Source organism: Roseomonas sp. KE2513 (assembly GCF_016107305.1).
Taxonomy (GTDB): domain Bacteria; phylum Pseudomonadota; class Alphaproteobacteria; order Acetobacterales; family Acetobacteraceae; genus Roseomonas.
This window is the reverse complement of the sequence record NZ_RCVR01000018.1, coordinates 1-21,993: the sequence shown is the minus strand read 5'-3', so window position 1 is coordinate 21,993 and position 21,993 is coordinate 1. Positions and strand designations below refer to the sequence as shown.

Genomic DNA, 21,993 nt, shown 5'->3' with positions numbered 1-21,993 from the left:
CCCGGAAACCAGGGGAGCAGCACGGTGAGCGACCGTGCAGGAGGCACCCCCCCTCGGGGTGTGTCGGCAACTGATCTCCCACCGATGTCTGGGGAAGGGCGGCATATCCTTGTCGTCGAGGATGACGGCGAGCTGCGCAAGCTCTTGGTCTCCTTGCTCCGCCGGAGTGGGTTTCGGGTCAGCGGGGCGCGGGACGGCATCGAGATGCGCCGTCTTCTCGCCTCGGCTCCTGTGGACCTCGTTGTGCTCGATGTCATGCTGCCTGGGCGTTCAGGCTTTGAACTCTGCCGGGATCTCCGCGCTGAGGGACGGATCCCAATCATCCTGCTGACAGCTCTCGCGGAAGCCTCCGACCGGGTGATCGGGCTGGAGTTGGGTGCGGATGACTTCGTGGTGAAGCCCGCGGATCCACGCGAGCTGGTGGCGCGCATCCGTGCCGTCCTTCGTCGGGTCGAGAGCCCCGAAGGACCCCACGGCGGCGAGGGACGGGAGGTGGCTCGCTTCGCCAAGTGGTCCCTGGACACAAGGCGGCGTGAACTGCTCCGGCCAGACCGCGTCGTCGTGGAGCTGACCAGCGGCGAGTACGATCTCCTTCTGGCGTTTGTGGAACGCCCCCAGCGTATCCTGACCCGTGACCAACTCCTCGATCTCGCCCGTAACCGCCCCTACGGTGGACTGGACCGGTCCATGGACGTTCAGATCAGCCGCCTGCGAGCCAAGCTGGGTGCCAGGCCGCATGAGGAAGGGGAACCCGGTCTGATCAAGACGGTTCGGGGTGTCGGCTACATGCTGTCGAGCCCTGTGGAATGGACGGGGTGACCCGGCTTCTTCCCCAGTCTCTGGCGGCCCGCACTCTCGCGGCGCTCACGATCGCCTTTGCGGTACTCTTCGCCGCTATGGTTGGCCTCCACGATGTCCTGTTGCGGAAGGCCGTTGAAAACGGGACCGAGGAGTTGCTGGCGCAGAGACTCTCGATCTTGATCGACGCCGTTGCAGCGGCACCCGAAGCAGATCGTGACCGGCTCGCACACGCCCTGTCGCGCGCAGATCTGACGGTGCACTGGCGGCAGAACCCGGGACCTACTCCAGAGCACCCTACGGCTGCCAACTGGGAGGCGGTTGCGGCCAGGACTAAAGCCCTCTCCGGTCTAACCACCGAGGTGCGCGTCCGCTCGGGTAACCTCGATAATGCCTCGGACAAGATCGTGGGCATCGGTGCCATAGCTCGCCTAGAGGACGGCTCCTGGCTCCAAGTCGAGATTGCCTCGTTCAATGTGTTGTCGACCGATCAGGCTGCCCTGCACTCCTATGCCGCGGCCATCGGTCTTGTCCTGCTTCTTGCGGTTGGCTTCGCCGCGCGGTCGGTATCTGCTCCCGTCTCGGCCCTTGCAGCCACCGTATCTCGGCTCGACCTCGAGAAAGAGATCCCGACACTGCCTGCCTCGGGGCCTCGCGAGGTGCGGATGCTGGCCCAGGCCCTGAATGACATGGCGGCCCGTACCCGCGGCGCTTTCCGTCAGCGCACCTTGGCCCTTGGCGCCTTATCCCACGATCTGATGTCGCCCATTGCCCGCTTGCGCCTCAGGGCGGAGGACCTCCCCGATGAGGCCCGCGAACCCATTCGTCGGGATCTGGCGGAGATGGAGACCATGGTGTCCGATGTCCTCGCCTATCTGCGGGGTGGACATGGCGGTGAGGCCATCCAGCCGCTCGTCGTGACGGCCCTGGTTCGAACGGTAGTCGATGAATTCACAGACGCGGGCACGCCCATCGAGGAAGGTCGCATGGCCGAGAATGCGGTCATCCCTGCCAGGCGGGTGGCCGTCAAACGCGCGGTGACCAACGTCGTCACCAACGCCATCAGGCATGGCCACGAGCCCTGGGTCGAGGTGGTCGAAGCTGGAGACGACGTCCTGGTACGCGTTGGTGACCGAGGACCTGGAATACCTATGCAGGATCTACCGCGGGTCACTGAGCCCTTTTTCAGAGGCAACCCCGCGAGAACAGCAGGCCGGGGCGGTAGCGGACTAGGCCTCTCCACCACGCAGGCAATTGTAGAAGCCCATGGTGGGAGCTTCTTGATTGAAAGCGCTCCTGGTCGGGGAACCGTGGTGACCCTTCGGTTTCCACGTAGGCATGCTCGGGCTGAGACCTCCGGCGGAAACAGGTAGCCGATGGTGTCGTATCCGTGCTCAAGGCAGGACACTGCTGCGGTAGTCCGCGGTCAAATGCGTCCGGGTGGCGACAGCCAGGGAGGCTCGATGCCGCCTATTGCTCGCCTGCCTCAACGGTTGGCCCAGGTGCCTGATCCCGGAGTTGGGGGTAGACCGCGATCCCGTTGATCGATGGTCACTCCGTAAACAGCTCCTTCATGCTCAATCAGTTTGGCTGCCTCGTCAGGGGCGAGATGACCGGCCACACAGAGGGCGACAGTTGTTGAGAAGGATGACAGCACCTGATCCAGGACGGAGGCTATTGAGTCGGGTCTGAACAACCTCCTGCGTACTAATCTGCTTGGGAGAGTTGTTGAGCTGGGCGCTCTGGAATTGCAGCAACCATTATTGTTGTCTCGAGAGTGAACGGCCGCAACCATCCTTCATCAGGCGGCTGCCGTAGCAGGGCGGTCCTCCCATGGCGTGCCGCGGGCGACGACGGCGTTGACCTGGGTGAGGAGCTTTCGGGCGCACGCGACGATGGCGGAGGTGTGCGATGCGCCCCGTGCGCGGAGGCGGGCGTGGAGGTGCATCAGCGCCTCGTTCCAGTGATGTGCGCCGGGGAAGGCCGCCGCGTAGAGGGATCGCCGGAGGCGAGCGCGACCGCCGCCGATCCTGGTCTGGCCCTGCCAGCGGCCGCTCTGCCGAACGAACGGCGCGAGGCCGGTGAGGGAGGCTGCTTGGCCGCGGCTCAGGTGTCCGAGTTCAGGCATACGGACGAGGAGAGCCAGGGCGGTGCGGTCACCGACGGAGGGAACGCTTAGAATGAGGCGAAGACGTTTGCCGAGATCGGAATAGGCGCGAACGGCGAGGAGAAGGCGCTTAATCTCGACGAGACGCCGCAAAGTTTCGCGCCGAATGCTCGCCTCAATGCTGCGGCGTATTCTCTTGTCGGTGACGTGCTCGAGACGCGTCTTATAACGGGCGATGTCTTCCTCGATCTGCTCGACGAAGGTGAGCTGATCGCCGAGTACCTCGAACCGGGGGTCGAGCGCGATCCGCTCCCCCGGTCCAGCAGAGCGGTGCAGGCGGCGATGAAAACGGCATCGATGCGGTCCGCCTTGGCGCGGCGGAGGTGCATCTTACCAAATGATTTGACCTGTGCTGGCTGGAGCAAGACGACCGTGACACCGCGATCGCGGAGGTAGGGCGCGATGGCGCGTTCGTATCCGCCCGTCGCCTCGAGGCCGACGCGCTCGACGCCCTCGGCGGCGAGCTTCGCCGCGAGGAGGTCCCAGCCAATCGTCCTATTCGGTACGTGGGTGATCCCGGCTTGGCCGTAAATGATGATGTCGAGAGTCGCTTTGGAGACGTCGATCCCCGCTGTCTTGATCTGCTCGGACATCTTCGCTGACCCCGCCTTGTTTGAGCGAACCTGAAGTTCCGGCAACCATTCGGGTCCGGTGAAGACGGCAGGCGCGATCAGGCTGCAAAACAGCCCTAGGAAGCTCGGGTTCAGTTCGATCCGACGTCAGCCCCCTGCCCAGGACTGCCGCCCGGGGACAGGGTGCCCGTTGCGGGGCGGGAGCCACTATACAGGTCCGCGGCATCACAGGGGTTCGGTTGGAACGATGCGGTAATCCTGCGACTCTGGCGGGCATGAAGCATCGTCCCCGCCCTCCGGAACAGGCCGACCTGCTACGACCACGCTTGGTCGACATGATCGATGGGAGACACGAGCTGGTCCGGCTGGCAGCGCTGATCGACTGGTCCTGGTTCGAGCGGGAGTGGGCTGGCTTCTTTTCCGCCGATGAGGGACGGCCCGCCACCCATCTGCGCCTGGTGGCGGGGCTGATGAACCTGCAGCACGCCTTCAACCTCGCCGACAAGGTGGTGCTCGCCCGCTGGGTGGAGAACCCGTACTTCCAGCACTTCACCGGTGAGGTCTTCTTCCAGCACCGCCCGCCCATTCATCCCTCCTCCCTCAGTCGATGGCGTGGCCGCATCGGCACGGAGGGCGTGGAGTGGCTGCTAACCAAGACCATCGAGGCGGGACGCGCCTCAGGCACCTTATCGAACGCAGCTTGGCTGAGATCGCGGTGGACACCACCGTTATGGAGAAGGCCATCGCGCATCCGACCGAAAGCAGGCTCTACGAGAAGGCCCGCCGCTCCCTGGTAGCCCTGGCTGGCAAGGCCGGGATCAACTTGCGACAGAACTACAACCGCAAGGCTCCGCGCCTGGCCGCCCAGGCAGGGCGTCATGCCCATGCCAGGCAGTTCCGCCGCATGCGCAAGGCGCTACGCACGCTCAAGGGTTTATACGGGACGCGTCCTGCGCGACATTGGCCGCAAGCTCGGCGCCACCCCCGAGGGAGGGCTGCGGACGCGGATTGAGCAACGCATGACCCTCGTCACCCGCCTGCTGCGGCAGACCCCCAAAAGCGCGGGCAAGCTCTACGCCCTGCACGAGACCGAGGTGGACTGCATCTTCAAGGGCGAAGCCCGCGTCCGCTACGATTTCGGGAAGGCGGAGATCGTAGCCGCCTGACGCTTTCGCACTTCGGGTGACCACGGCGGCAACAAATTGGTGCGGAAATCCGGCTGGTGTGGTGGGCCGGGTCGGTTATGAAAAGGGGTTGCCCGCATTCGTCTTCTTCCATGAAAGACGGGATTACGGGGCTTGAGCATTGGAGACATCATGCTTTCACGCTTCCACCTTCTCAGGAGGCGTTTGCTGGCGCTCACCCTGGCCGCGCTCACCCCGACGGCAGCATCGGCGCACGCGATGCTCCACAGTTCTGACCCGGCGGATGCGGCAACCCTGCCTTCTTCGCCACGCGCCCTGAACCTGGCGTTTAGTGAGGAATGCCGGGTCACGGCACTGCGCCTGCTCGACGAGAGCGGCCGGGAGCACCAGGTGCGCCGAGAAGGAGGACGTGCTGCGTCGGCCAGGGCGACGGCCACGGTGGCGGCTCCCTTGCCGTCCGGTGCCTACCGGTTGGAGTGGCGCGCTATGGGCGACGACGGGCATGTAATGAGCGGGACGGTGAAGTTCGCCGTGGCTGCCGCCCGGTGATCCTGGAGGTTCTGCGGCCGGAGCCAGAACTCCTCCGCGCAACGGCCGCAGCACTGAGGATCGCCTACTACGTGGCGTCCCTGAGAGCTGCTGGGCTGGCGATCTTCTCGCTAGGCTTCGGCAGCCTTCAGGATCCCCAGGACGTCGCAGCGTGTCGCCAGGCGACGTTGGGGATGGTGGTGATCGGCTTGGCTGCCAGTGGCGCCTGGTTGACTTCCCAGGTCGCCCTGGCGTCAGACGGGGACGTCCTCGACGTTGAGATCTGGGGTGTGATGTTGACGTCCCGGCCCGGAGTTTCGGTCCTGATAACCTGGGCAGGATTGCTCGCCATCGGGATCGCAACCTGGATAGGTCGGAGCACCATTGTGCTGGGTGTTGCTGGCATCCTGACTGTCGCGGGTAGCTTCACGGCGGTTGGACACACCACGCAGCATCAGCCACGGGCTCTGCTGGCGGCCGCTCTAATCCTGCACCTCCTCGCGGTGTCCTTTTGGGCAGGAAGCCTGTGGCCCCTGGCACTAGCCGCCAAGCGTGGTGGTCCGACGGCTGCCCGCCTCATCGAGGGGTGGGCACGTGCCGCTGCGAGGATCGTGGGTGCACTCCTCCTTGCTGGTTCGATCTTGGCTTGGCTCCTGGTCGGGAGCGTGGAAGTGCTAGCAACCACAGCCTATGGCTGGGCTCTTATGATCAAGGTGGCGCTGGTGGGCGTGCTGCTCGGTTTTGCTGCTTGGCACAAGTTGTGGCTGACGCCTGCCCTCGCGGCAAACGCCCCTGGGTCTGGAACTCGGCTCGCAGCCTCGATAGGCTGGGAGACCGTCGTCATGATCCTGGTGTTTTGGGCAGTGGCAGAGATGACCTCCACCAGTCCCCAAGGCGAGGGCTAAAGCTGCGTCGACGAGCAGATCCGGAAACAGGGACTGCTCGGCCAACGTCGGACGCTTGAGGTCGCTTTTGCAGTGGAGGGCACGCCGCCTTGATCCTGGGAGTAGTACACACGGTCACGCTGGGAGCCCTAATTTCTCTGGCTGTCGTCCAGATCCACCCCTGTTCTGCGCAGTCCTCGCGCCGGGCGCCTGAAGACGGCCAACCAGTAAGGGAAGTCAGCCTAGACCGCTCCGTCACACAACTGGTCGCGGATGGATGGCAGGTTGTTGGCGTCTCCCAAGCAGGTCCTGTCCTGGCATATCACCTTGTCCAGGGAGGCAAGCTCGCGATCTGCTATCTTAACTTGGCAGAGACGCCGATGAACAGTTCATGCTACCAGTTGGTGACCGTGTCATAGGCCGAGCTCTCGACAGAGCTAAGCGTCAGGGTGTTTGTTGGGATCAGGTTTCTGGTCCATTAGCTACGCCTTGAGCCGGTGGGCGCAGATCCAGCTTTGGACTCACCACAAAGGGTCGGCATATCGCAAGTGCTGGTGATCCGATAAGACCACTCTTCTGGCCCCACACCGCAATTTTGAAATCACCCTCGTCGTGCGCTGGCGTGGTTCCAATCAGTCGCTTCAGGCAGAGAAGAGCACGATCGCTGAACCCTGGAGGTTCCTCCGCCGCCCTTTGGAGGGCTCAACCCAGCGACAATGACCCTGCGGGTACCTGTCGCCGTGGCCTGGGACAACCGAGGCCTAGGGAGAACGCCGACCAAGTTACTGCCCTGCTTGACTTGGACGCGCCATTCAAGAGGCTCACCCTTTGCAGCCACGCCTTTCCCGACCTCCCCAAGCAGGTCGAAGAAGGCTGCCGTCGCCTGCTGGAAACGATCGGGCGTGACATCGCTGCCGCTGATCTCCAGCGTCAGGTCGGCATCTATGTCAGCCGGTTTGGCCAAGCGTCCTGTCCTCCGAGAACTGGATTCTCGGCCGCGGACGACACAGTGCGCCAGAGATTAAGATTGCCTGATCGGTCCGAGATCCCCAATCTTCATGCACGAGGATTACGTGCACGTCAGATAATGATCTCTACGGCCTTGGCGCTTTCGGCACGGGGAACCCGGCAGCTGGCACGGAGATCAGCGTGCGCACAGCTGGCACCAGCCGCCCGGTGAACACAGCCGGCGCTCCCCAGCGGGCAAAGGCGGCTCGGTCGCGGTCCACCTCCGTCGGTGAGAGGGTCAGCCAACGGCCATGACGTGCGGCGAAGCGCCGCAGCCGGTCCGGTCCCAGCCAGCGTCCGACGTAGTACCAAGCCAGCGCCCCCAGCACAGAGCCGATTGTACCGGACAAGACGACCAGCACGACGTTCAGCTTGCCCTGTGCGGCAGAGAAGCCCGCCAGCGGCATGATCAATTCGGAGGGGATCGGCGGGAACAGGTTCTCGGCAAGCATGAGCAGCGCGATGCCGACGTAGCCGCCCTGCTCCACCAAGCCCACGATCCAGTCGAACACTACGCCTCCTCCTACTGCCCGATCCGCCGCCCAGGACGTCTGCCTGCGCGTTGCCAGTACCAGGCGGCCACACTGGCGCCGACCGCGACCAGGGCGGCGGCAACGGCCACCCGGACCGGCGGAAGGAGGCGAAGCGCGCGGATGAACGTCTCGGCCATGGCCTCGGGGCGGTGTGGGTCAAGCGCGTGGGTCTCCGCCAGCTCGCGCTCGGCCTCCGACAACTCCGGTGGATGGAAGGGCACCAGGGTGGGGCCTGACGGTCGTGCTAAACGGTCAAGCGTCCGCACAAGTGACCCACCCGCCGCCTGGAATGCCGCCTGGAACTCGTCGCGGCCAACGCCCAGGTGCTCCGCAAGCAGGCTGTCGCGCACTCGTAGAATAGCAGCACGCAGCTGCGGTGCCCTTGCGTCCTCCGGCCGGACCTCGACCGCCAGATCGCACTCCGTGTCCACGCCCATGGAGCGGTTGTTGATGTTGGACGAGCCGATCCGCAGCAGCGTGTCGTCCACCACCAGCACCTTGGCATGGACGTAGATGGCAGCGCCGCCCGCAGTCACAGGCGTGCAAAACCGCAGCCGTCCGTAAAGGTCCGCCTCGCGCAGCCTCCCGAGCAGAAGAGCGCGGCCCGCCCCCATCACCTCCTCCTCGAGCCAGCCCTGAGCTCGATCGGGGTTGACGATGACGACCTCGGGCCCGTCCGGCTCGGCAAGGCGTCGCTCCAGGGCTTCGCTGATCCGGTGGGCGCTGAAATATTGGCTTTCCAGGTAGATGCTGTGGCGGGCTGAAGCGATCGCCGCAAGGTAAAGCGCCTCGATCTCGCGCACCTCCGGCTGACCGTCATAGGCCGGCTGTGAGCGGGCGATCGCAACGCTTACGTCGTGGAACACGGCGTCCAGCTCCTCGGGCCAGCACTTGTGATCAATCGGCGGCGGATCGGGCTTCCAACCGTTGGCGGCGAACCAGCGGTCCCGAGCGAGATCGCCAAGCGCGCGTGCGGCTTCGCCGGTTACCGCCGTCGTCACGTCGTGCCAGGGGCCGTGCGGCGTGCCATTCGGCCACAGGCGGGCCGGCTCGTCGTCGCGATGGGCCGATGTGTCCCATCGGCCTCCGGTGACGTCGATGCCGCCGCAGAAGGCCAGTGCATCGTCAATGACCGCGATCTTCTGGTGGTGGCAGCCGCCTGGCGGGTGGTGCCTGTCCAGATGGAAGTGGAGACGATGCCTGCCGAGCCATTCGAGCAGGAAGAACGGCGTCGTGCCGCGGAACGGCATCTTGAGAAAGGCGAGATCCCAGCGCAGCACATAAACGCGCAGCCCAGGATTGCACCGCACGGCGTAGTCCAGCAAAGAGCCAATCCGGTTAGGAATGGAGGCTGGGGCACGGCCGCTGCGGTCGAGTTCGATACGGGCGTCGAAATCCCAGCCGACGAGCAGGATCGAATGCCGCGCCTGCAAAATTGCCGCTTTGAGGTGGAGAAAATACTCGGCGGCGTCGATGATCACGGCCATCCGGTCAGCGTGAACTAGGCGCCAGCAGGTTGTCCCTGGCTTCAGAACCTGGCTGAGGTTGGAATCACCGGGCCCATTCTGTTGCGCGTGGGCTGTGTTCTTCGGTGTCATGCCTCGCCTTAGCGGAACAGCCTGCCGAGAAACGAGTTGTTATGCCCGTCGCGGCTACCGCCATGTCCTACGCCGTGCCCTCCCCCGTGGCCAGCACCATGCCCGCCATATTCACCGTGCTGACCGTAGCCCGGCCCCCAGCCGGCAGGCGGCGGCGTACCCGGTGCATAGCCGGGCGCTCCCTGAGCGGGAGCCATCCAGGGGCTGGCCGTGCCGGGAGAAGGGGGCTGGGAAGCCGCCGCATTCGGCGTGGAAGGCGCTTGAAACTGTGCGTTGCGCTCGATGACCTTGTCCAGCTCCCCGCGGTCGAGCCAAACGCCGCGGCACATTGGGCAGTAGTCGATCTCGACGCCTTGCCGGTCACTCATGATCAGGTCCACGCGGCAGCGCGGGCAGGGCATGCCGACAACAGGCCGCTCGGTGGTCGGATCGCTCATATGCTGCTCCTACGTTTCTGGCTTCAGTCCTCGGCGGCGCATTACCGTTAGGAGACAGCAGGGCCGCGTAAACGCGGCCCTGCTGTCAGGCACGTCCCTCAGGGCTTCGACGAGGCACTCTTGTCGCGGTGCCCGTGCTGGTCGAGGTCGCCGGGCTTGTGACCAGGGTGGTCGTGGTGCTGACCGGGCTGCTCCTGCACGGTCTTGTCCCGATGCCCGTGCTCGTCGAGGTCGCCGGGGGTATGGCCGGGATGATCGTGATGCTGACCGGGCTTTTCCTGCACGGCCTTGTCGCGGTGCCCGTGCTGGTCGAGGTCGCCGGGCTTGTGGCCAGGGTGGTCGTGGTGCTGACCGGACTTCTCTTGCGGCATGACTGCTTCCTTTCTTGGTTGGTTTAGGTGCGAGTGACGCCGCGCCGGGATGGCACGTCCGCGCCCGCCACCTTCAACACGCGTCGTAACAGACCGTTAGCGCGTCAAGGCTTGGTTCCCAGCACAAGCGAATCATCTTCACTGGCTGGAGAACCCTGCTACATCCTCTAGCCACTAGAGGAGCAAGCGGGAATGTCGCAGCCAATGCCGATCGGAACCGTGTCCAGACTCGCCGGCGTGAAGGTGGCTACCATTCGGTATTACGAAGGGATTGGCCTGCTACCCGTACCCGCCCGCACCGGTGCTAACCGTCGCGGCTACGACATTGAGGACGTGCGGCGCCTCAAGTTCATCCGGCACGCCCGCGACCTTGGATTCGATCTGAATGCCATCCGTCAACTCCTAGCGTTGGCAGGCCTGCCGGAGCAGCCCTGCGACGAGGCCGATACGATCGCCCGCACCCACCTGGCTGCTGTCGGGCAGAAAATCGTCCAGCTCACAGCCCTTCGTGCGGAGCTGGAAGCGATGGTCGAGCGTGGCACCCACGGGCGCATCGCCGAGTGTCATGTCATTGAAGTTATTGCCAACTTGAACGAGTAGCGGGCATGTCGCCTTCGGGGCTGCTGCGCGAATGTGCCGCCTTCCACGAGATGCGGGACGTCATGGCACTGACCGAAGCGAATCCTTAACCTCCTCCCGTGGTTGCTTTAAGAGGCTGGGATGCTCGGTTGAAACCCTGCCCGGCCGTAGCGGGTTGGGACGCTTTTCGGCGTGTGCCGGAAGGTGATGAACGAGGAGGATGTCGAAGTCGGCGGTTCGGGTAGCGCGAGAGGCCATGATGATGGGCCGGGCAGCACTGCCGGAGTACGCCAGCCGGTACTCGCGCAGGGATCACACTCAATTGCAGCTCTTCGCGCTCCTAGTCCTCCGGTAGTTCCTGCGAACAGGCGACCCGAGCGAGGCAGGGCGGCGGCTCCACGCCTTGGAGACGGCGGAGGGTGGCCCGAAGGGGGCGAAGCGCGCCCTGGGCCACGGCGGGCCGGAGCTGCGGGGCAAGGCGGGGTGGTTCGCGTCCGGCGCGGCGAAGGCGAAGCTGGATGAGGCGGTGCGGTGTGCCGGCTGGGTGGGGGCCGGGCTGGTGCGGCTGTGCGAGAGTGAGGAGCGGACGGGGGCCGCCCACGTCCGGAGCGTCGAGTGGCAGCGGTCGCGTGACGCGGTGTAGATCCTCGGCCTGTCACCGGCAGCGTGACAGGCGATTCAGGCGTTGGAGGCCGCGGAGCGGGATGGCACAAAGGACCGGCCCATAATGACACAAGGCGCCGAATACTGGACGTGGCACGGGCGGTCGGATGCGCGTGTCGAGAAGGTCTGGGCGCGCGAGTGGCGGGCAAGCCCGGGGTTGCGGCGGAACTCGCGGCGGTGGCAGGCGGCGAAGCAGCGGTTCGGGGATGACGACTTGGCCCGGGTGCGGCACGGCAGGCGGGAGCTGCACGCGGGGGAGGAGGGACTTGGCCGAGTGATGCGGACGGAAAGCTGGGGGCCGCATCGCGCACGAGGCGATGGAGAGAGCGGCCGAGCAGCAGCGCGAGGCGGAGCGGGAGCGGGTGGGGTCGAGCCGCGAGCGCGGGATGCGGATGTGAAGCAGGCGAAGCAGATATCTGAGGTGGTCCCCGGATATCGGACAGGTGGTTAAGCTCGGTTCGCCTGCGAGAAGGACGGACCGGGATGACGGGCAAGCGGACGCGGTATTCGGCGGAGTTCAAGGCGAAGGTGGCGTTGGAAGCGCTGCGGGGTGAGCTGACGACCGCACAGTTGGCGGCCAAGCACGGCATTCACCAGACGATGGTGGGTGAGTGGAAGCGGCAGGCCATGGAGGGGCTGACGGCGGTGTTCTCCGGCAAGTCGGCGGTTCAGGAGAGCGCAAAGGCGACCGAGGCGGACGTTGAGAAGCTGCACGCCAAGATCGGGCAGCTCGTGGTGGAGCGGGATTTTTTGGCTAAGGCGTCCGGCCGATGAGCCTCGATCGGCGCCGCCAGCTGATCGAGCCGGGCGATCCCGACCTGTCGGTGGTGCGGCAGTGCGAGCTGGTTTCGATCAGCCGGTCGGGGTTCTATCACCGGCCCGCGGGCGAGACGGCGCTGAACCTTGAGGTGATGCGGCTGATCGACGCGCAGTTCCTGCAGACGCCCTGGTACGGCTCGCGGCAGATGGCGCGCCATCTCCGGCGCGAGGGCTACGTGGTCGGCCGCAAGCGCATTCGGCGGCTGATGGCGAAGATGGGCTTGGTGCCGATCTACCAGCGGCCGCGGACCACGGTGCCAAACCCCGAGCACCGGATCTTCCCCTATCTGCTGCGGGGTCTGGCGATCGACCGACCAAACCAGGTCTGGTGCGCTGACATCACCTACCTGCCAATGCGCCGCGGCTTTCTCTACCTGGTCGCGGTGATGGACTGGGCGACGCGGAAGGTGCTGGCCTGGCGGGTGTCGAACACCATGGAGGTGGAGTTCTGTATCGAGGCTCTGGAAGAAGCCTTGGCGCGGTTCGGTCGGCCAGAGATCTTCAATACCGATCAGGGAGGCCAGTTCACCTCGCCGCGGTTCACCGGCCTACTGCAGCAGGCCGGGGTGCGCATCTCGATGGACGGCCGCGGCCGCTGGATGAACAACGTCTTCATCGAGCGGCTGTGGCGCAGTCTGAAGTACGAGTGCGTCTACCTATATGCCTTCGAGACCGGCTCCGAACTGCGGGCCGGGCTGTCGAAGTGGATCAGCTACTACAACACGGCACGCCCCCACAGCACTCTGGCGGGGCAAACCCCCGACGAGGCATACAGGGCAGGCGCGGTAGAGAGATTGGCGGCCTGAAGAAAACCAGGATCGAGCTTAACCAAGCCGTCAAACTGTCCGACAGATGGGGACCACCTCAATCAGCCGGCCTTCGCTGGCTCGCAACGTCGAGGGTGCTGACAGTATTGGCTCTGAGCGCCAGTATAACTTGGCTCCGCGCCCTGACTGTGGTGTCGCGGGAAACCTTGGCGGTTAAAGAAACTCCAGGCTATCCAAGGATCGTTATAGCGCTTGTCGAGTTTCATCTGTGGGAGAGCCAGCGATGGATATGTCGTCTTGCATTCAGGATTGCCTGGATTGTCACCGCTCCTGCACGGAGACGGTTACCCACATTCTGCATGGGGGCACCCAGCATTCCGAGAAGGACCACCTTGTAGCCCTTCTGGATTGTGCCCAGATTTGCATCACAGCAGCCGACTTTATGGTCCGGCAGTCGCCGCACCACGAATATCTGTGTCGCGAATGTGCCGAAATCTGCCGCGCCTGCGCCAAGCTCTGCGAGGCGCATGAGGATCCTGATGGTAAGATGAAGGCGGCCGCTGAGACATGCCGCCGCTGTGCCGAGGGCTGCGACAAGATGACGGTCACGGCTGCCAGCCGCTAGGTCCCGCGGCATGGCGCCATCCGGCGCCATGCCGCCAGTATGAACGTGTTAGCCCGCTCGCATCTGGCCATCGCGCACGCGGAGGTCGTTGTGCAGCGCGGTGGCCGCGATCGCCGCATGGCCCATCGCGACGCTGATCTGGTCCAGCGCATACACGATGTCGCCAGCCGCATAGATACCCTCGTGGCTGGTGCGCTGTTTTTGGTCGACCGCAATACAGCACCCGTCGCCCATCCGAAGGCCAAGCGCCTGCGCCAGCACGTCATTCGAGTCCGAACCGAGAGCAGGGTACACCGTATCAAAGCCCAGCTCTGTGCCATCCTGCAGGCGCGCTGTCACGCGATTTTCGCTGAAGTCAAGTCCTTCGAGTGAACGTTCCTCGATCCTTATGCCGGTGCCGCCCAGAAGAGCGCGGTCGTCCTCGTCGATCTCGATCCTTCCTGTGGCGAGCAAGGTGATGTCGTTCGAGTAAGTGCGGAGGAACATGGCCTCCGCGACGCCGCGCGCGTCACCGCCGATTACGCCAATGGCCTGTCCAGTCGCCTCGAAGCCGTCGCAGACCGGACAGTAGCGCAGCAACCCGCGATCGAGTGCCGCGCGGTGCGTCGCCGGGTCGACGTTCGGCCGCCGGTTCTCGGTGCCAGTGGCCAGAAGGAGGGTGCGCGCCTCCAGTGCCAGATCCTCGCCGCGCGCGAGGAAGCAATCCTCGGCCGCCTCGATCGCGTCGACGCGCCCGTTCATTAGGCGTGCGCCGTACCGCTCGGCCTGGACACGCATACGGCCCAGCAGCTCCGCACCGCCGATGCCATCCGGGAAGCCCGCATGGTTATGGGAAATCGGTATCCAAAGCGCCCGGCTGTTGCCGTCGTCGACCACCGCGACCCGCCGATGATAGCGCGCGAGATAGATCGCGGCCGTTAAACCGGCCGGCCCACCGCCGACGATCAGGCAGTCGAGCCGCTCCACTGACTGTTCAGTCTCTTTAGCCAAGTCGATCTCCGGTGCTGGGTGGTTCATGGATCGCGGTCGGCGCACAGGAACAGGGCAGGAGTGCGTGCTCCTGCTCTAATCATCGGAATCAAATCCGGATGCGTGGTGGCGCTTGTGAACAGCCGGTGGGCAAAGCTTAGCCTTTCCGTCTGACATACCAAGCACAGAGAAGGACCCTCACTGTGTTTCGGCATGGCACGCCCACGGTCACGACCATCCCTCGTTTATAAGGACGAGGAGACCCAAGCCGATGAAGAGGACACCGTAGACTCCCGCCTCCCATCGCGCGACCCGGGACAGGTCCAGCCCTTCGAGGCCGGTCATGGTTAGCCAGGTAAAGAGGGCCATCGCTCCGACCGTCGCGACAGCGAGCACGCAGGAGAGGAGGATGAAGCCCGTCCATCCGAAGACGATTCCCGCGCCGTACACCGGCAGGAAGCCCTCGCAAGGTGAGAAGGCCAGCAACGCGAGGAGCCCCGCGATCACGGCGACGTCGGACCGCGGCCGGGCGGCGCCGCGCTCGGCCCCATGATGGTGGTCATGGCGGTGGCTTTCGGCTGGCGTGTGACCTCCGTGACCATGCCCGCCGAAGAGGTGGACATGCCCGTGCCCCCCGCCGCGTGCCTGCCGCGAGAGGTAGTAGGCCCCGACCGCGATCAGCGCTCCGCCGGCGAGCCACCCGAACGTCCGGCCGAGCGTGCCGCCAGCCTCGACGCCGGCAAAGACGAGGAAGGCGCCGAGGAGCGCCGTCAGGAGCACGTGGCCCGTGCCGGCGAGTGCGACGACGCCCAGGGTGCGGACACGACCCCAGCCCTGGCCGCGGGCCGCGAGCACGAAGGGGAGCCAGTGGGTCGGGATCGCCGCGTGCAGGAAGGCCACCACGACGCCGGTCGCGGCGATCGGCGCGAGGAGTTCGGGCTGCGCGACCACTATGCCCCCGTCGCGTCCGGCTTCCAGCCCAGGAGCCGGAGAGCGTTAAGCGTCACGAGCACCGTCGCGCCGGTGTCGGCGAGGATGGCGAGCCAGAGGCCGGTAAGACCCATCAGCGTCGTCACGAGGAAGACGAGCTTCAGCCCGACGGCGATGGCGACGTTCGTCTTGACGTTTGTCATCGTGGCGCGTGACAGGCCGACGAGTTCGGCCACCCCCGTCACGCGGTCGCGCAGCACCGCCGCGTCCGCCGTCTCCAGCGCCACGTCCGTGCCGCCGCCCATGGCGACGCCGACATCGGCGGCGGCGAGCGCCGGGGCGTCGTTGATGCCGTCGCCGACCATGACGACGGACCCCGCGGTCCGGAGTGCCGCGATCTCCCGCAGCTTGTCGTCCGGCAGCAGCCCGGCCTTCACGTCAAGGCCCAGGCCGGCGGCGATGGCGGCCCCGGTGCGGGGGTTGTCCCCCGTGAGCATGAAGGAGCCGATGCCAAGGCGGGTGAGGGCCGCGATGCCCTCCGCCGCATCATCCCGCGGCTCGTCCCGGATCGCGAGGAGGCCCGCAACGGTCCCGTCCACGATGACGACCACGGTGGTCTTGCCCTCCCTCTCCAAGGCCTCGACGCGCCCCGCGAGCGTGCCGAGGTCGGCCCCGACCTCCCCGGCGTAGCGAGGAGAGCCGACGGCGACGCGCCGACCGGATACGAGGGCGGTGACCGCGCGGCCCTGCACGGCACCCGCCTCCGACGCCGGGGGCGTGGCGACGCCGCGCGCGGTGGCCTCGGCCATCACTGCCTTCGCCAACGGGTGGGCGGACCCCGCCTCGACGCCTGCGGCATAGGCGAGGAGGTCCCGGTCCGACGTTCCCGTCGCGGGCACCACGTCCGTGACGCGTGGGCGGCCTTCGGTGAGCGTGCCCGTCTTGTCGAAGGCGACCGTGCGTGCCGCGCCGATGCTCTCCAGCGCCGCGCCGCCCTTGATGAGCAGGCCACGCCGCGCGCCCGCCGAGAGGCCGGACGCCATGGCGGCGGGCACCGAGATCACGAGCGCGCAGGGGCAGGCGATGAGGAGGATCGCGAGGCCGCGATAGACCCCTGTCCACCAGTCCCATCCTAGGAGGAGCGGCCCGCCGAGGATCACCGCGAGGGAGACGATCATTGCCCCGGGGGTCCAGTAGTTGGAGAACCGCTCGATAAAGCGCTGCGTCGGGGCGCGGGAGGCGGTCGCCTCCTCCACCATGCGGATGATCCGGGCGATGGTGTTGTCGGAGGCCGCCCGCGTGACCCGGACGCGAAGCGCGCCGTCAGCGTTGATCGAGCCCGCAACGACGGCTTCCCCGGGGCCTCGGGCAACGGGAACGCTCTCGCCGGTCACCGGGCTCTCGTCGAGGGCGGACTGGCCGTCCTCGATCGATCCGTCGCAGGGCACCCGGTCGCCGGGTCGGATCAGCACGAGGTCGCCGACGGTCAGCCGGTCGGAGTCCACGCTCTCCGTCGTTCCATCGGCCCGCACCCGGAGCGCGGTCCGGGGCATGAGGGTTGCGAGGGCCCGGATGCCCGCACGCGCGCGGCCGGCCGCGACGTTCTCCAGCAGTTCGCCGAGCGCGAAAAGCAGGACGACGACCGCCGCCTCCTCGGCCGCGCCGATGATCGCGGCCCCGACCGCGGCCGTGACCATGAGTGTCTCGATCGAGAAGGGAGTGCCCGCGCGGGCCAGCGCGAAGGCCCGCCGGCCGAAGGGCACGAGGGCGACGGCGGTGGCCGCGAGGAAGAGGGGGTAGGTCAGCCGCTCCGGCAGGACGAGGGAGAGCGCGTAGGCCCCCAGCACCAGCCCGCCGAGGAGCCAAACCAGCCGGGCCTTGCCGGTGGCGTACCAGGGCTTCGCCGCGTCCGCCGGGTCGTCGTGGTCGGCATGGGAGTGGCCGAAGCCGCCATGGCCCTCGTCCGCCGCCCCTGCCTGGCCGGCGGCACCGGCATGCGTATGGCCGGAGTGGTCGTGCCCGGTATGGTCGTGGCCCGCATGGTCATGCCCCGCGTGGTCGTGCGCGGGCCGTGTCGCGTCGGGTGGGACCACTGCGCCCCCAGGCAGGGGGCGAGTGGCATAGCCGAGGCCGGAGAGGGATTGCTCGATGGTGGCCGCGTCCGTCCCCCCGGGCGCGAGGCGGAGTGTCAGCCGCTCGGCCATAAGGTTGACCGTGATGCCGGAGACGCCAGGCAGGCGCCGCAGCGCGCCCTCGACCTTCGCGACGCATGAGGCGCAGTCCATTCCCTCGACTTTCCAGGCGAGGGTCGCGGGGGCGGCAGGCGCCGACACGGGGGGACTGATGGCGGGGGACACCGTCGGGTCGGGGGCGACGAGCCGGGTGGCCTTGTAGCCAAGGGCGGCAACCTGCCGTTCCACAGCTGCCGCGCCTGCGGGATCGGCGAGCGTCGCGGTGAGGCGTTCGGCCATGAGGTTAACCGCGATGCCTGACACGCCGGGCAGGCGCTCGACCGCCTTCGTCACCTTTGCGACGCATGAGGCGCAGTCCATGCCCTCCACCCGCCAGGAAAAGCTTCCGCCACGACCGGCACCGACCATGCTCGATCCTTCCATCATGCGTACTCCTGTGTCTGGTGTCGAAGATGGCACCTTGAGCTGCTGGAGGTTCAAGGGGGAAAGCGTGTGCCTTGGTTGGAGATCTCCTCGTCCGAATGGTCGCGCGACGTGGGAAAGGACGGGGGTTCGGCCGCTGGCCCGGAGGGCGCCGCGGTTTTTAAGCCGGGTCGTCTCGGAGCATGGCGCTGCGGAGAGCTTCCCGGGCGGCGGATACCCGCGCGGCAGCCCGTTGCCACGCCCGCAGCCGGTGGTCTGGGTTGCCGCCCTTGTGGTCGTCGGGTCTGGTTACTTCTCGCCCGGGCCGCCTACGGCCTCGCCGATGAAGGGCTTGTCTGGCTTTGGTGGCAACGTGTCGGACCTCAGGCGCCTCTGGCAGCGGCTCTGAAGGTGTTGGAGCGGCTACCAGCGGCGCAGCCTGACAGAGAGGGTCATGTCCCGTCTCAAGCGCCTGGGCAAGCGTCTTTCGGTCCGAAATCCCGCTCGTCAGGTCGCCGAGGTGTAGATCCGCTACGCCACCCTCAACACCTTCAACGCTCTTGGTATGCCCGCCACCGTCGCTGCAGCACTGATCAGTGCATCAAAGACCGAACCAAGCACTCATACCGATTTCCGCAACAGTGCCCCACGCCGGCACAATCAGTGGCTTGGGGACGATCGAGGCAGAGGTCAAACGCCGCTCCACGGAAGCGCCGCACGCCAAAGTAGTGTGGAGGGGGGCACCTCGTGATGAGCCTCAGTGACGGTTGTAGCCCAGGAACGGGGGTGGCGGCGGGGCTGGCTGAATAAACCAGGGCGTCGGCGGAGGCGGTGCGAAGTAGGCCGGCGGCGGCGGGGAGGCCCATCGGCGATAGTAACGTGGCGGTGTCGGCGGGGGCGCGTAGTAGCGCGGAGGCGCGTTGTAGCCCTGGGTGAGGTAGTGCTGAGAAGGTTGCAGAAGCGTGGCGGGCCCGCTGCTCGCCGCTGCTTGTGGCGCGAGTGCCGGAGCCATCCGGGGCACTGCGGCTAGGGTGCCCGCCACGGCGGCGGTGGCCAGGAACGTGCGAAGGCTTCCGCGCCGAATAGTGCTGCTGAGGGACGGGATCATGCTCTCGGAGCCTCCTCTGGTCACTGGCGGAACACGCCGGGGCGCCCGGGAGATAGGCGTCCATGAGGGCAGAACCGAGGGAGGCGGCCGCCTTATGCCGTCCGAAACAAGCTTCTGGTAGCGGTCCCGTATCGCGTAGCCCACACCGACCAGGAAGGCGGTCCAGATCGCCGAGCCGAGCGTTGTTTTTAGAAGAGGAAGCGTCCAAGCCCCTGCCGGTGATCCCGGCTCGGACCGAGATCCTCGTGCGGATCGCCGGGAACATTTGCCGGACACAACCGACGTGCCCCAGCAGGCGAAGGTTGCCTGAGCCCGGTCTAGCCGCGGTCGACGAGAGGGTTAGCTAGCTGCCGTGGCGCGGCGAAGCGCTGCAGCCCCGGCGCTCGAGAAAGCAGCCGGAGCCTCCGCGCCACCAGTCGGAAGGTTATAACAATATCAGCGGGCTCGTTGCCGTGGCAACCGCCCCTGCCCCATCCTTACGGACGGCGATGGGAATTATATCTTTACCAAGAGGCTGCTGGAGGAGCAGATTTGGTCTGATCTAACCGCAACCGGTGGCGAACTCCGTTGGCGAAAGCCTGACCGAACTTGCGGCCCCACTGCCACAGCGTCGTGTGGCTGACCACGATGCTGCGGAAGGCCAGCATTTCACCAACCATCCGCAAGCTGAGCGGGAAGTGGAATAAGGAGCCATACCGCCTAGCTGATGATCTCGGCCGGGAAGGGATACCCGGCGAAGCTGGGACAGGCGCGGGGGCGGTCATGCCACCCGACTACCTGCCGGCGGACCGCTCGGGCAAGCTGGAGGCAGCCAATTTGACGGTGCCACCACAATGCCGGGCCGGCCCTTTTAGAGAGTCAAACGTTGCTGCAGTACAGCAAACGGAATAGCACTGGATCGGGCGCCTCCGCATTGACTCACTGGCTGTGGCCACTGGCGGAGAGTAGGCTCTCCCGAGCCTGAATTAGGCCCCAGTCGCTGGAGACAACGACTATGGCGGACGTGATTTTGGTCGTGCTCGTGTCCCCTTTGGCAGCAGACCAGCTGTTATCTGCAGCTGAGCGCCTCGCTGTGCTTACGGGTGGCGCACGCGTCAATGTCCTCGCCGTCCGCACGCCGCCCGGCTACTCCGGGCTGACAGCTGAGGCGAACTTCGGCGAGATGCTTACCAGCCCGATAACACTGGAGGATGAACGAATGGCGGCGTTGGAAGCCGCCTATCGTCGTTGGGCGGCGGGAACTGCTGAAGCACCTCTCAAGGCTCACTGGTCCTCAATCGAAGGACTTGCTGATCCTGTGGTGAACGAAGGCCGTCGTGCCGACTTTCTCGTAGTTGCTCGCCCCGATAGAGGTGATCACGAGCCGACGCGGCGGGCGTTCCGAGCTGCCCTGTTCAAGACTGAACGGCCCGTCCTCGTGGTTCCGGCCGGCGAGGAGACGACGTTCGGTCGCCGTGTAGCTATTGCCTGGAAGGACGACTCTCGAGCTGCTAAGGCGGTCCTTCCTGCTCTGCGCTGCTTGGGCAACGCCGAGCAGGTGCATGTACTCGCCGGTGTGCGTCAGGATGCGGCCCAGCCTGCCGTCCCACAAATTCTTCTCGACCACGGTGTCGAGGCGGATCTGCACGTGCTGCCGATCGGCCCTGGAGTGTTCGGGCAATCGCTTCTTGCCAAAGCACACGAACTGGGCGCCGACCTGCTCGTCATGGGGGCTTATGCCCACAGTCCATTGCGCGAGGCGGTCCTCGGCGGCGTCACCCGCTACATTTTGGCTCACGCCAACATGCCTGTGCTCATGCGGCACTGACACAGCTTTGGAAATCAACCTGAGAATACGCAGGTGCTGGCGCGATAAGGATGACCTTCAGCCGGGCCGGGAGCTTCTCCAGCGATTTGCCATCTTGATGCCCTCCTCAATGCGGTACGCTGGGAGTGAGATTGACGGTCGTGAAGCTGCCGTCGGCAAGCTGTCGGACGGCATCGAGGACGGCCGGGTCGTTCGGGAACAGGTACATGCGATACCGCGGGTCGAGGGCGAGCCGGATCCTGCCCGTGTGGATGCGGTGATGCAGCCAGGTTTGGGACACGCCGAGGGCCTCGGCGACCTCGGGTAGGGTCAGTGCGCCGGCCACGCGGCGCCGCATCTCCGGCCGGTAGCGGATGCCCTGAGGGAGACGGAGTTTGCGGGTGGTGCTGAGGAGCACGCGCCGGCCATGGTCGAGGTGGTGCCCCTGGGCGTCGAGAGCTTCGGCGATCGCTGCGTCCGAAGCGCCCGCGCGTGCCATCTCGGCGACGAGGCGTTCGATCGCGCCGATGCCCGACAACTCGCGTAGCGCATGGCCGCCGGTGTCGGCGACAAATTCGCTCCAGTCGCCGCCAGCCCAGACCACGCGGACCGCCACCCGATCGGCGGCGGTGCGCTCGAGGACCACCTTGTCGACGAGGCATCGCAGGAGGGTTCTGTCAGCTCTCGCGCCAGACGGGCCTGGATTGGCGAGGCGGGGTGGGCTTTATAAGCTGCTGACGGGGTGAGGGGCGGCTGGGAGCCTGGCATGGAGTGCGTGGACTGCGGTTCGGCCGAGGTGACTGAGCGGCGGGACCGTACGGCCCAGGGCTACCGGCGCTTCCGGTGCCGTGCCTGCGGCCGTGGGTTCAATGAGCGAGCTCGGGAGTGCTGAACAGGGCACAGTATCCGAGCGACGTCATTGCGCTGGTGGTACTCTGGCGCCTGCGCTACCGCCTCACCCTGCGGGACTTGGCGGAGATGTTCCTCCTCCGCAGCATCGTGTTCAGCTACGAGGCGGTGCGGGAGTGGGAGGTCAAGCTCGCGCCGATACTGACCAGTGGCCTTCGGCAGCGCCGGCAAGGAAAGGGCGGCCCTGGCCGTCGCTCCTGGCG

At 66.1% G+C, this 21,993-nt stretch carries 18 protein-coding genes and 2 pseudogenes; 10 read left to right on the top strand and 10 right to left on the bottom strand.

Annotated elements, in window-relative coordinates; all coding sequences use genetic code 11:
* Positions 1 to 84: 84 nt before the first annotated feature.
* Together D9599_RS17905 and D9599_RS17900 are read left to right on the top strand one after the other, a co-directional pair.
* Positions 85 to 819: a response regulator gene (locus D9599_RS17905; RefSeq protein WP_198382648.1), complete on the top strand. Its 735-nt coding sequence runs from the start codon at positions 85 to 87 to the stop codon at positions 817 to 819.
* The gene (locus D9599_RS17900; protein ID WP_198382647.1) at positions 807 to 2,171 is read left to right on the top strand and encodes an ATP-binding protein; all 1,365 of its coding nucleotides are present in this window, start codon (positions 807 to 809) and stop codon (positions 2,169 to 2,171) included. Before D9599_RS17905 ends, D9599_RS17900 begins: the two co-directional genes overlap by 13 nt.
* Before the next feature lie 428 nt (positions 2,172 to 2,599).
* Here D9599_RS17900 and D9599_RS17895 read toward each other — a convergent pair whose 3' ends face one another.
* A complete protein-coding gene (locus tag D9599_RS17895) occupies positions 2,600 to 2,926 on the bottom strand; it encodes a transposase (protein ID WP_232480642.1) in 327 nt (108 codons plus the stop codon).
* A gap of 47 nt (positions 2,927 to 2,973) precedes the next feature.
* Positions 2,974 to 3,558, bottom strand: coding sequence for a transposase (locus D9599_RS17890; RefSeq protein ID WP_198382645.1), 585 nt, complete (start codon positions 3,556 to 3,558; stop codon positions 2,974 to 2,976).
* Positions 3,559 to 3,812: 254 nt separating this feature from the next.
* On the opposite strand from D9599_RS17890, the pseudogene D9599_RS17885 reads away from it, so the two are divergent.
* The 3 genes and pseudogenes from D9599_RS17885 to D9599_RS17875 all read left to right on the top strand — a co-directional run.
* Positions 3,813 to 4,679 (top strand): annotated as a pseudogene (locus tag D9599_RS17885) (IS5 family transposase); the annotation flags it as partial.
* Between the two features lie 156 nt (positions 4,680 to 4,835).
* Positions 4,836 to 5,231, top strand: a complete 396-nt coding sequence (locus tag D9599_RS17880; protein WP_232480641.1) for a copper resistance CopC family protein — start codon at positions 4,836 to 4,838, stop codon at positions 5,229 to 5,231.
* Positions 5,228 to 6,115: a copper resistance D family protein gene (locus D9599_RS17875; protein WP_198382644.1), complete on the top strand. Its 888-nt coding sequence runs from the start codon at positions 5,228 to 5,230 to the stop codon at positions 6,113 to 6,115. The genes D9599_RS17880 and D9599_RS17875 overlap by 4 nt, the downstream gene beginning before the upstream one ends.
* Positions 6,116 to 7,188: 1,073 nt before the next feature.
* Here D9599_RS17875 and D9599_RS17870 read toward each other — a convergent pair.
* From D9599_RS17870 to D9599_RS17855, 4 genes are all read right to left on the bottom strand, one after another.
* The gene (locus tag D9599_RS17870) at positions 7,189 to 7,614 is read right to left on the bottom strand and encodes a DedA family protein (protein ID WP_309228649.1); all 426 of its coding nucleotides are present in this window, start codon (positions 7,612 to 7,614) and stop codon (positions 7,189 to 7,191) included.
* Positions 7,615 to 7,625: 11 nt separating this feature from the next.
* Entirely contained in the window at positions 7,626 to 9,122 is a 1,497-nt protein-coding gene (locus tag D9599_RS17865) for a phospholipase D-like domain-containing protein (protein WP_198382643.1), read from the bottom strand.
* 119 nt (positions 9,123 to 9,241) lie between these two features.
* Positions 9,242 to 9,670, bottom strand: coding sequence for a zf-TFIIB domain-containing protein (locus D9599_RS31425; RefSeq protein WP_232480640.1), 429 nt, complete (start codon positions 9,668 to 9,670; stop codon positions 9,242 to 9,244).
* A 98-nt stretch (positions 9,671 to 9,768) separates the two neighbouring features.
* A complete protein-coding gene (locus tag D9599_RS17855) occupies positions 9,769 to 10,041 on the bottom strand; it encodes a hypothetical protein (protein WP_198382642.1) in 273 nt (90 codons plus the stop codon).
* A 192-nt stretch (positions 10,042 to 10,233) separates the two neighbouring features.
* On the opposite strand from D9599_RS17855, the gene D9599_RS17850 reads away from it, so the two are divergent.
* The 3 genes from D9599_RS17850 (at position 10,234) to D9599_RS17840 (ending at position 12,908) form a co-directional block, all read left to right on the top strand.
* Positions 10,234 to 10,641: a helix-turn-helix domain-containing protein gene (locus D9599_RS17850; protein ID WP_198382641.1), complete on the top strand. Its 408-nt coding sequence runs from the start codon at positions 10,234 to 10,236 to the stop codon at positions 10,639 to 10,641.
* Between the two features lie 382 nt (positions 10,642 to 11,023).
* Positions 11,024 to 11,263, top strand: coding sequence for a hypothetical protein (locus tag D9599_RS17845; RefSeq protein WP_198382640.1), 240 nt, complete (start codon positions 11,024 to 11,026; stop codon positions 11,261 to 11,263).
* A gap of 503 nt (positions 11,264 to 11,766) precedes the next feature.
* A protein-coding gene (locus tag D9599_RS17840) for an IS3 family transposase (RefSeq protein ID WP_198382638.1) occupies positions 11,767 to 12,908 on the top strand; the annotation gives its coding sequence in 2 pieces (ribosomal slippage) (positions 11,767 to 12,040 and positions 12,040 to 12,908; 1,143 coding nt in all).
* A gap of 634 nt (positions 12,909 to 13,542) precedes the next feature.
* On the opposite strand, the gene D9599_RS17830 is transcribed toward D9599_RS17840, so the two are convergent.
* The 3 genes from D9599_RS17830 to D9599_RS17820 form a co-directional block, all read right to left on the bottom strand.
* On the bottom strand, positions 13,543 to 14,511 hold the full coding sequence (locus D9599_RS17830) for an NAD(P)/FAD-dependent oxidoreductase (RefSeq protein WP_232480639.1): 969 nt from the start codon (positions 14,509 to 14,511) through the stop codon (positions 13,543 to 13,545).
* Positions 14,512 to 14,691: 180 nt separating this feature from the next.
* Positions 14,692 to 15,414 carry a hypothetical protein gene (locus D9599_RS17825; protein WP_198382635.1) on the bottom strand — a complete coding sequence of 241 codons (723 nt, stop codon included), beginning with the start codon at positions 15,412 to 15,414 and terminating at the stop codon, positions 14,692 to 14,694.
* Entirely contained in the window at positions 15,414 to 18,011 is a 2,598-nt protein-coding gene (locus D9599_RS17820) for a heavy metal translocating P-type ATPase (protein ID WP_232480638.1), read from the bottom strand. The genes D9599_RS17825 and D9599_RS17820 overlap by 1 nt, the downstream gene beginning before the upstream one ends.
* A gap of 2,078 nt (positions 18,012 to 20,089) precedes the next feature.
* Between D9599_RS17820 and D9599_RS17810 the strand changes: the two genes are divergently transcribed.
* Entirely contained in the window at positions 20,090 to 20,902 is an 813-nt protein-coding gene (locus D9599_RS17810) for a universal stress protein (RefSeq protein WP_198382634.1), read from the top strand.
* Positions 20,903 to 21,008: 106 nt separating this feature from the next.
* Here D9599_RS17810 and D9599_RS17805 read toward each other — a convergent pair whose 3' ends face one another.
* A complete protein-coding gene (locus D9599_RS17805) occupies positions 21,009 to 21,527 on the bottom strand; it encodes a hypothetical protein (RefSeq protein ID WP_198382633.1) in 519 nt (172 codons plus the stop codon).
* Positions 21,528 to 21,766: 239 nt separating this feature from the next.
* Between D9599_RS17805 and D9599_RS17800 the strand changes: the two are divergent.
* Positions 21,767 to 21,993: pseudogene (locus D9599_RS17800) on the top strand (hypothetical protein); the annotation flags it as partial.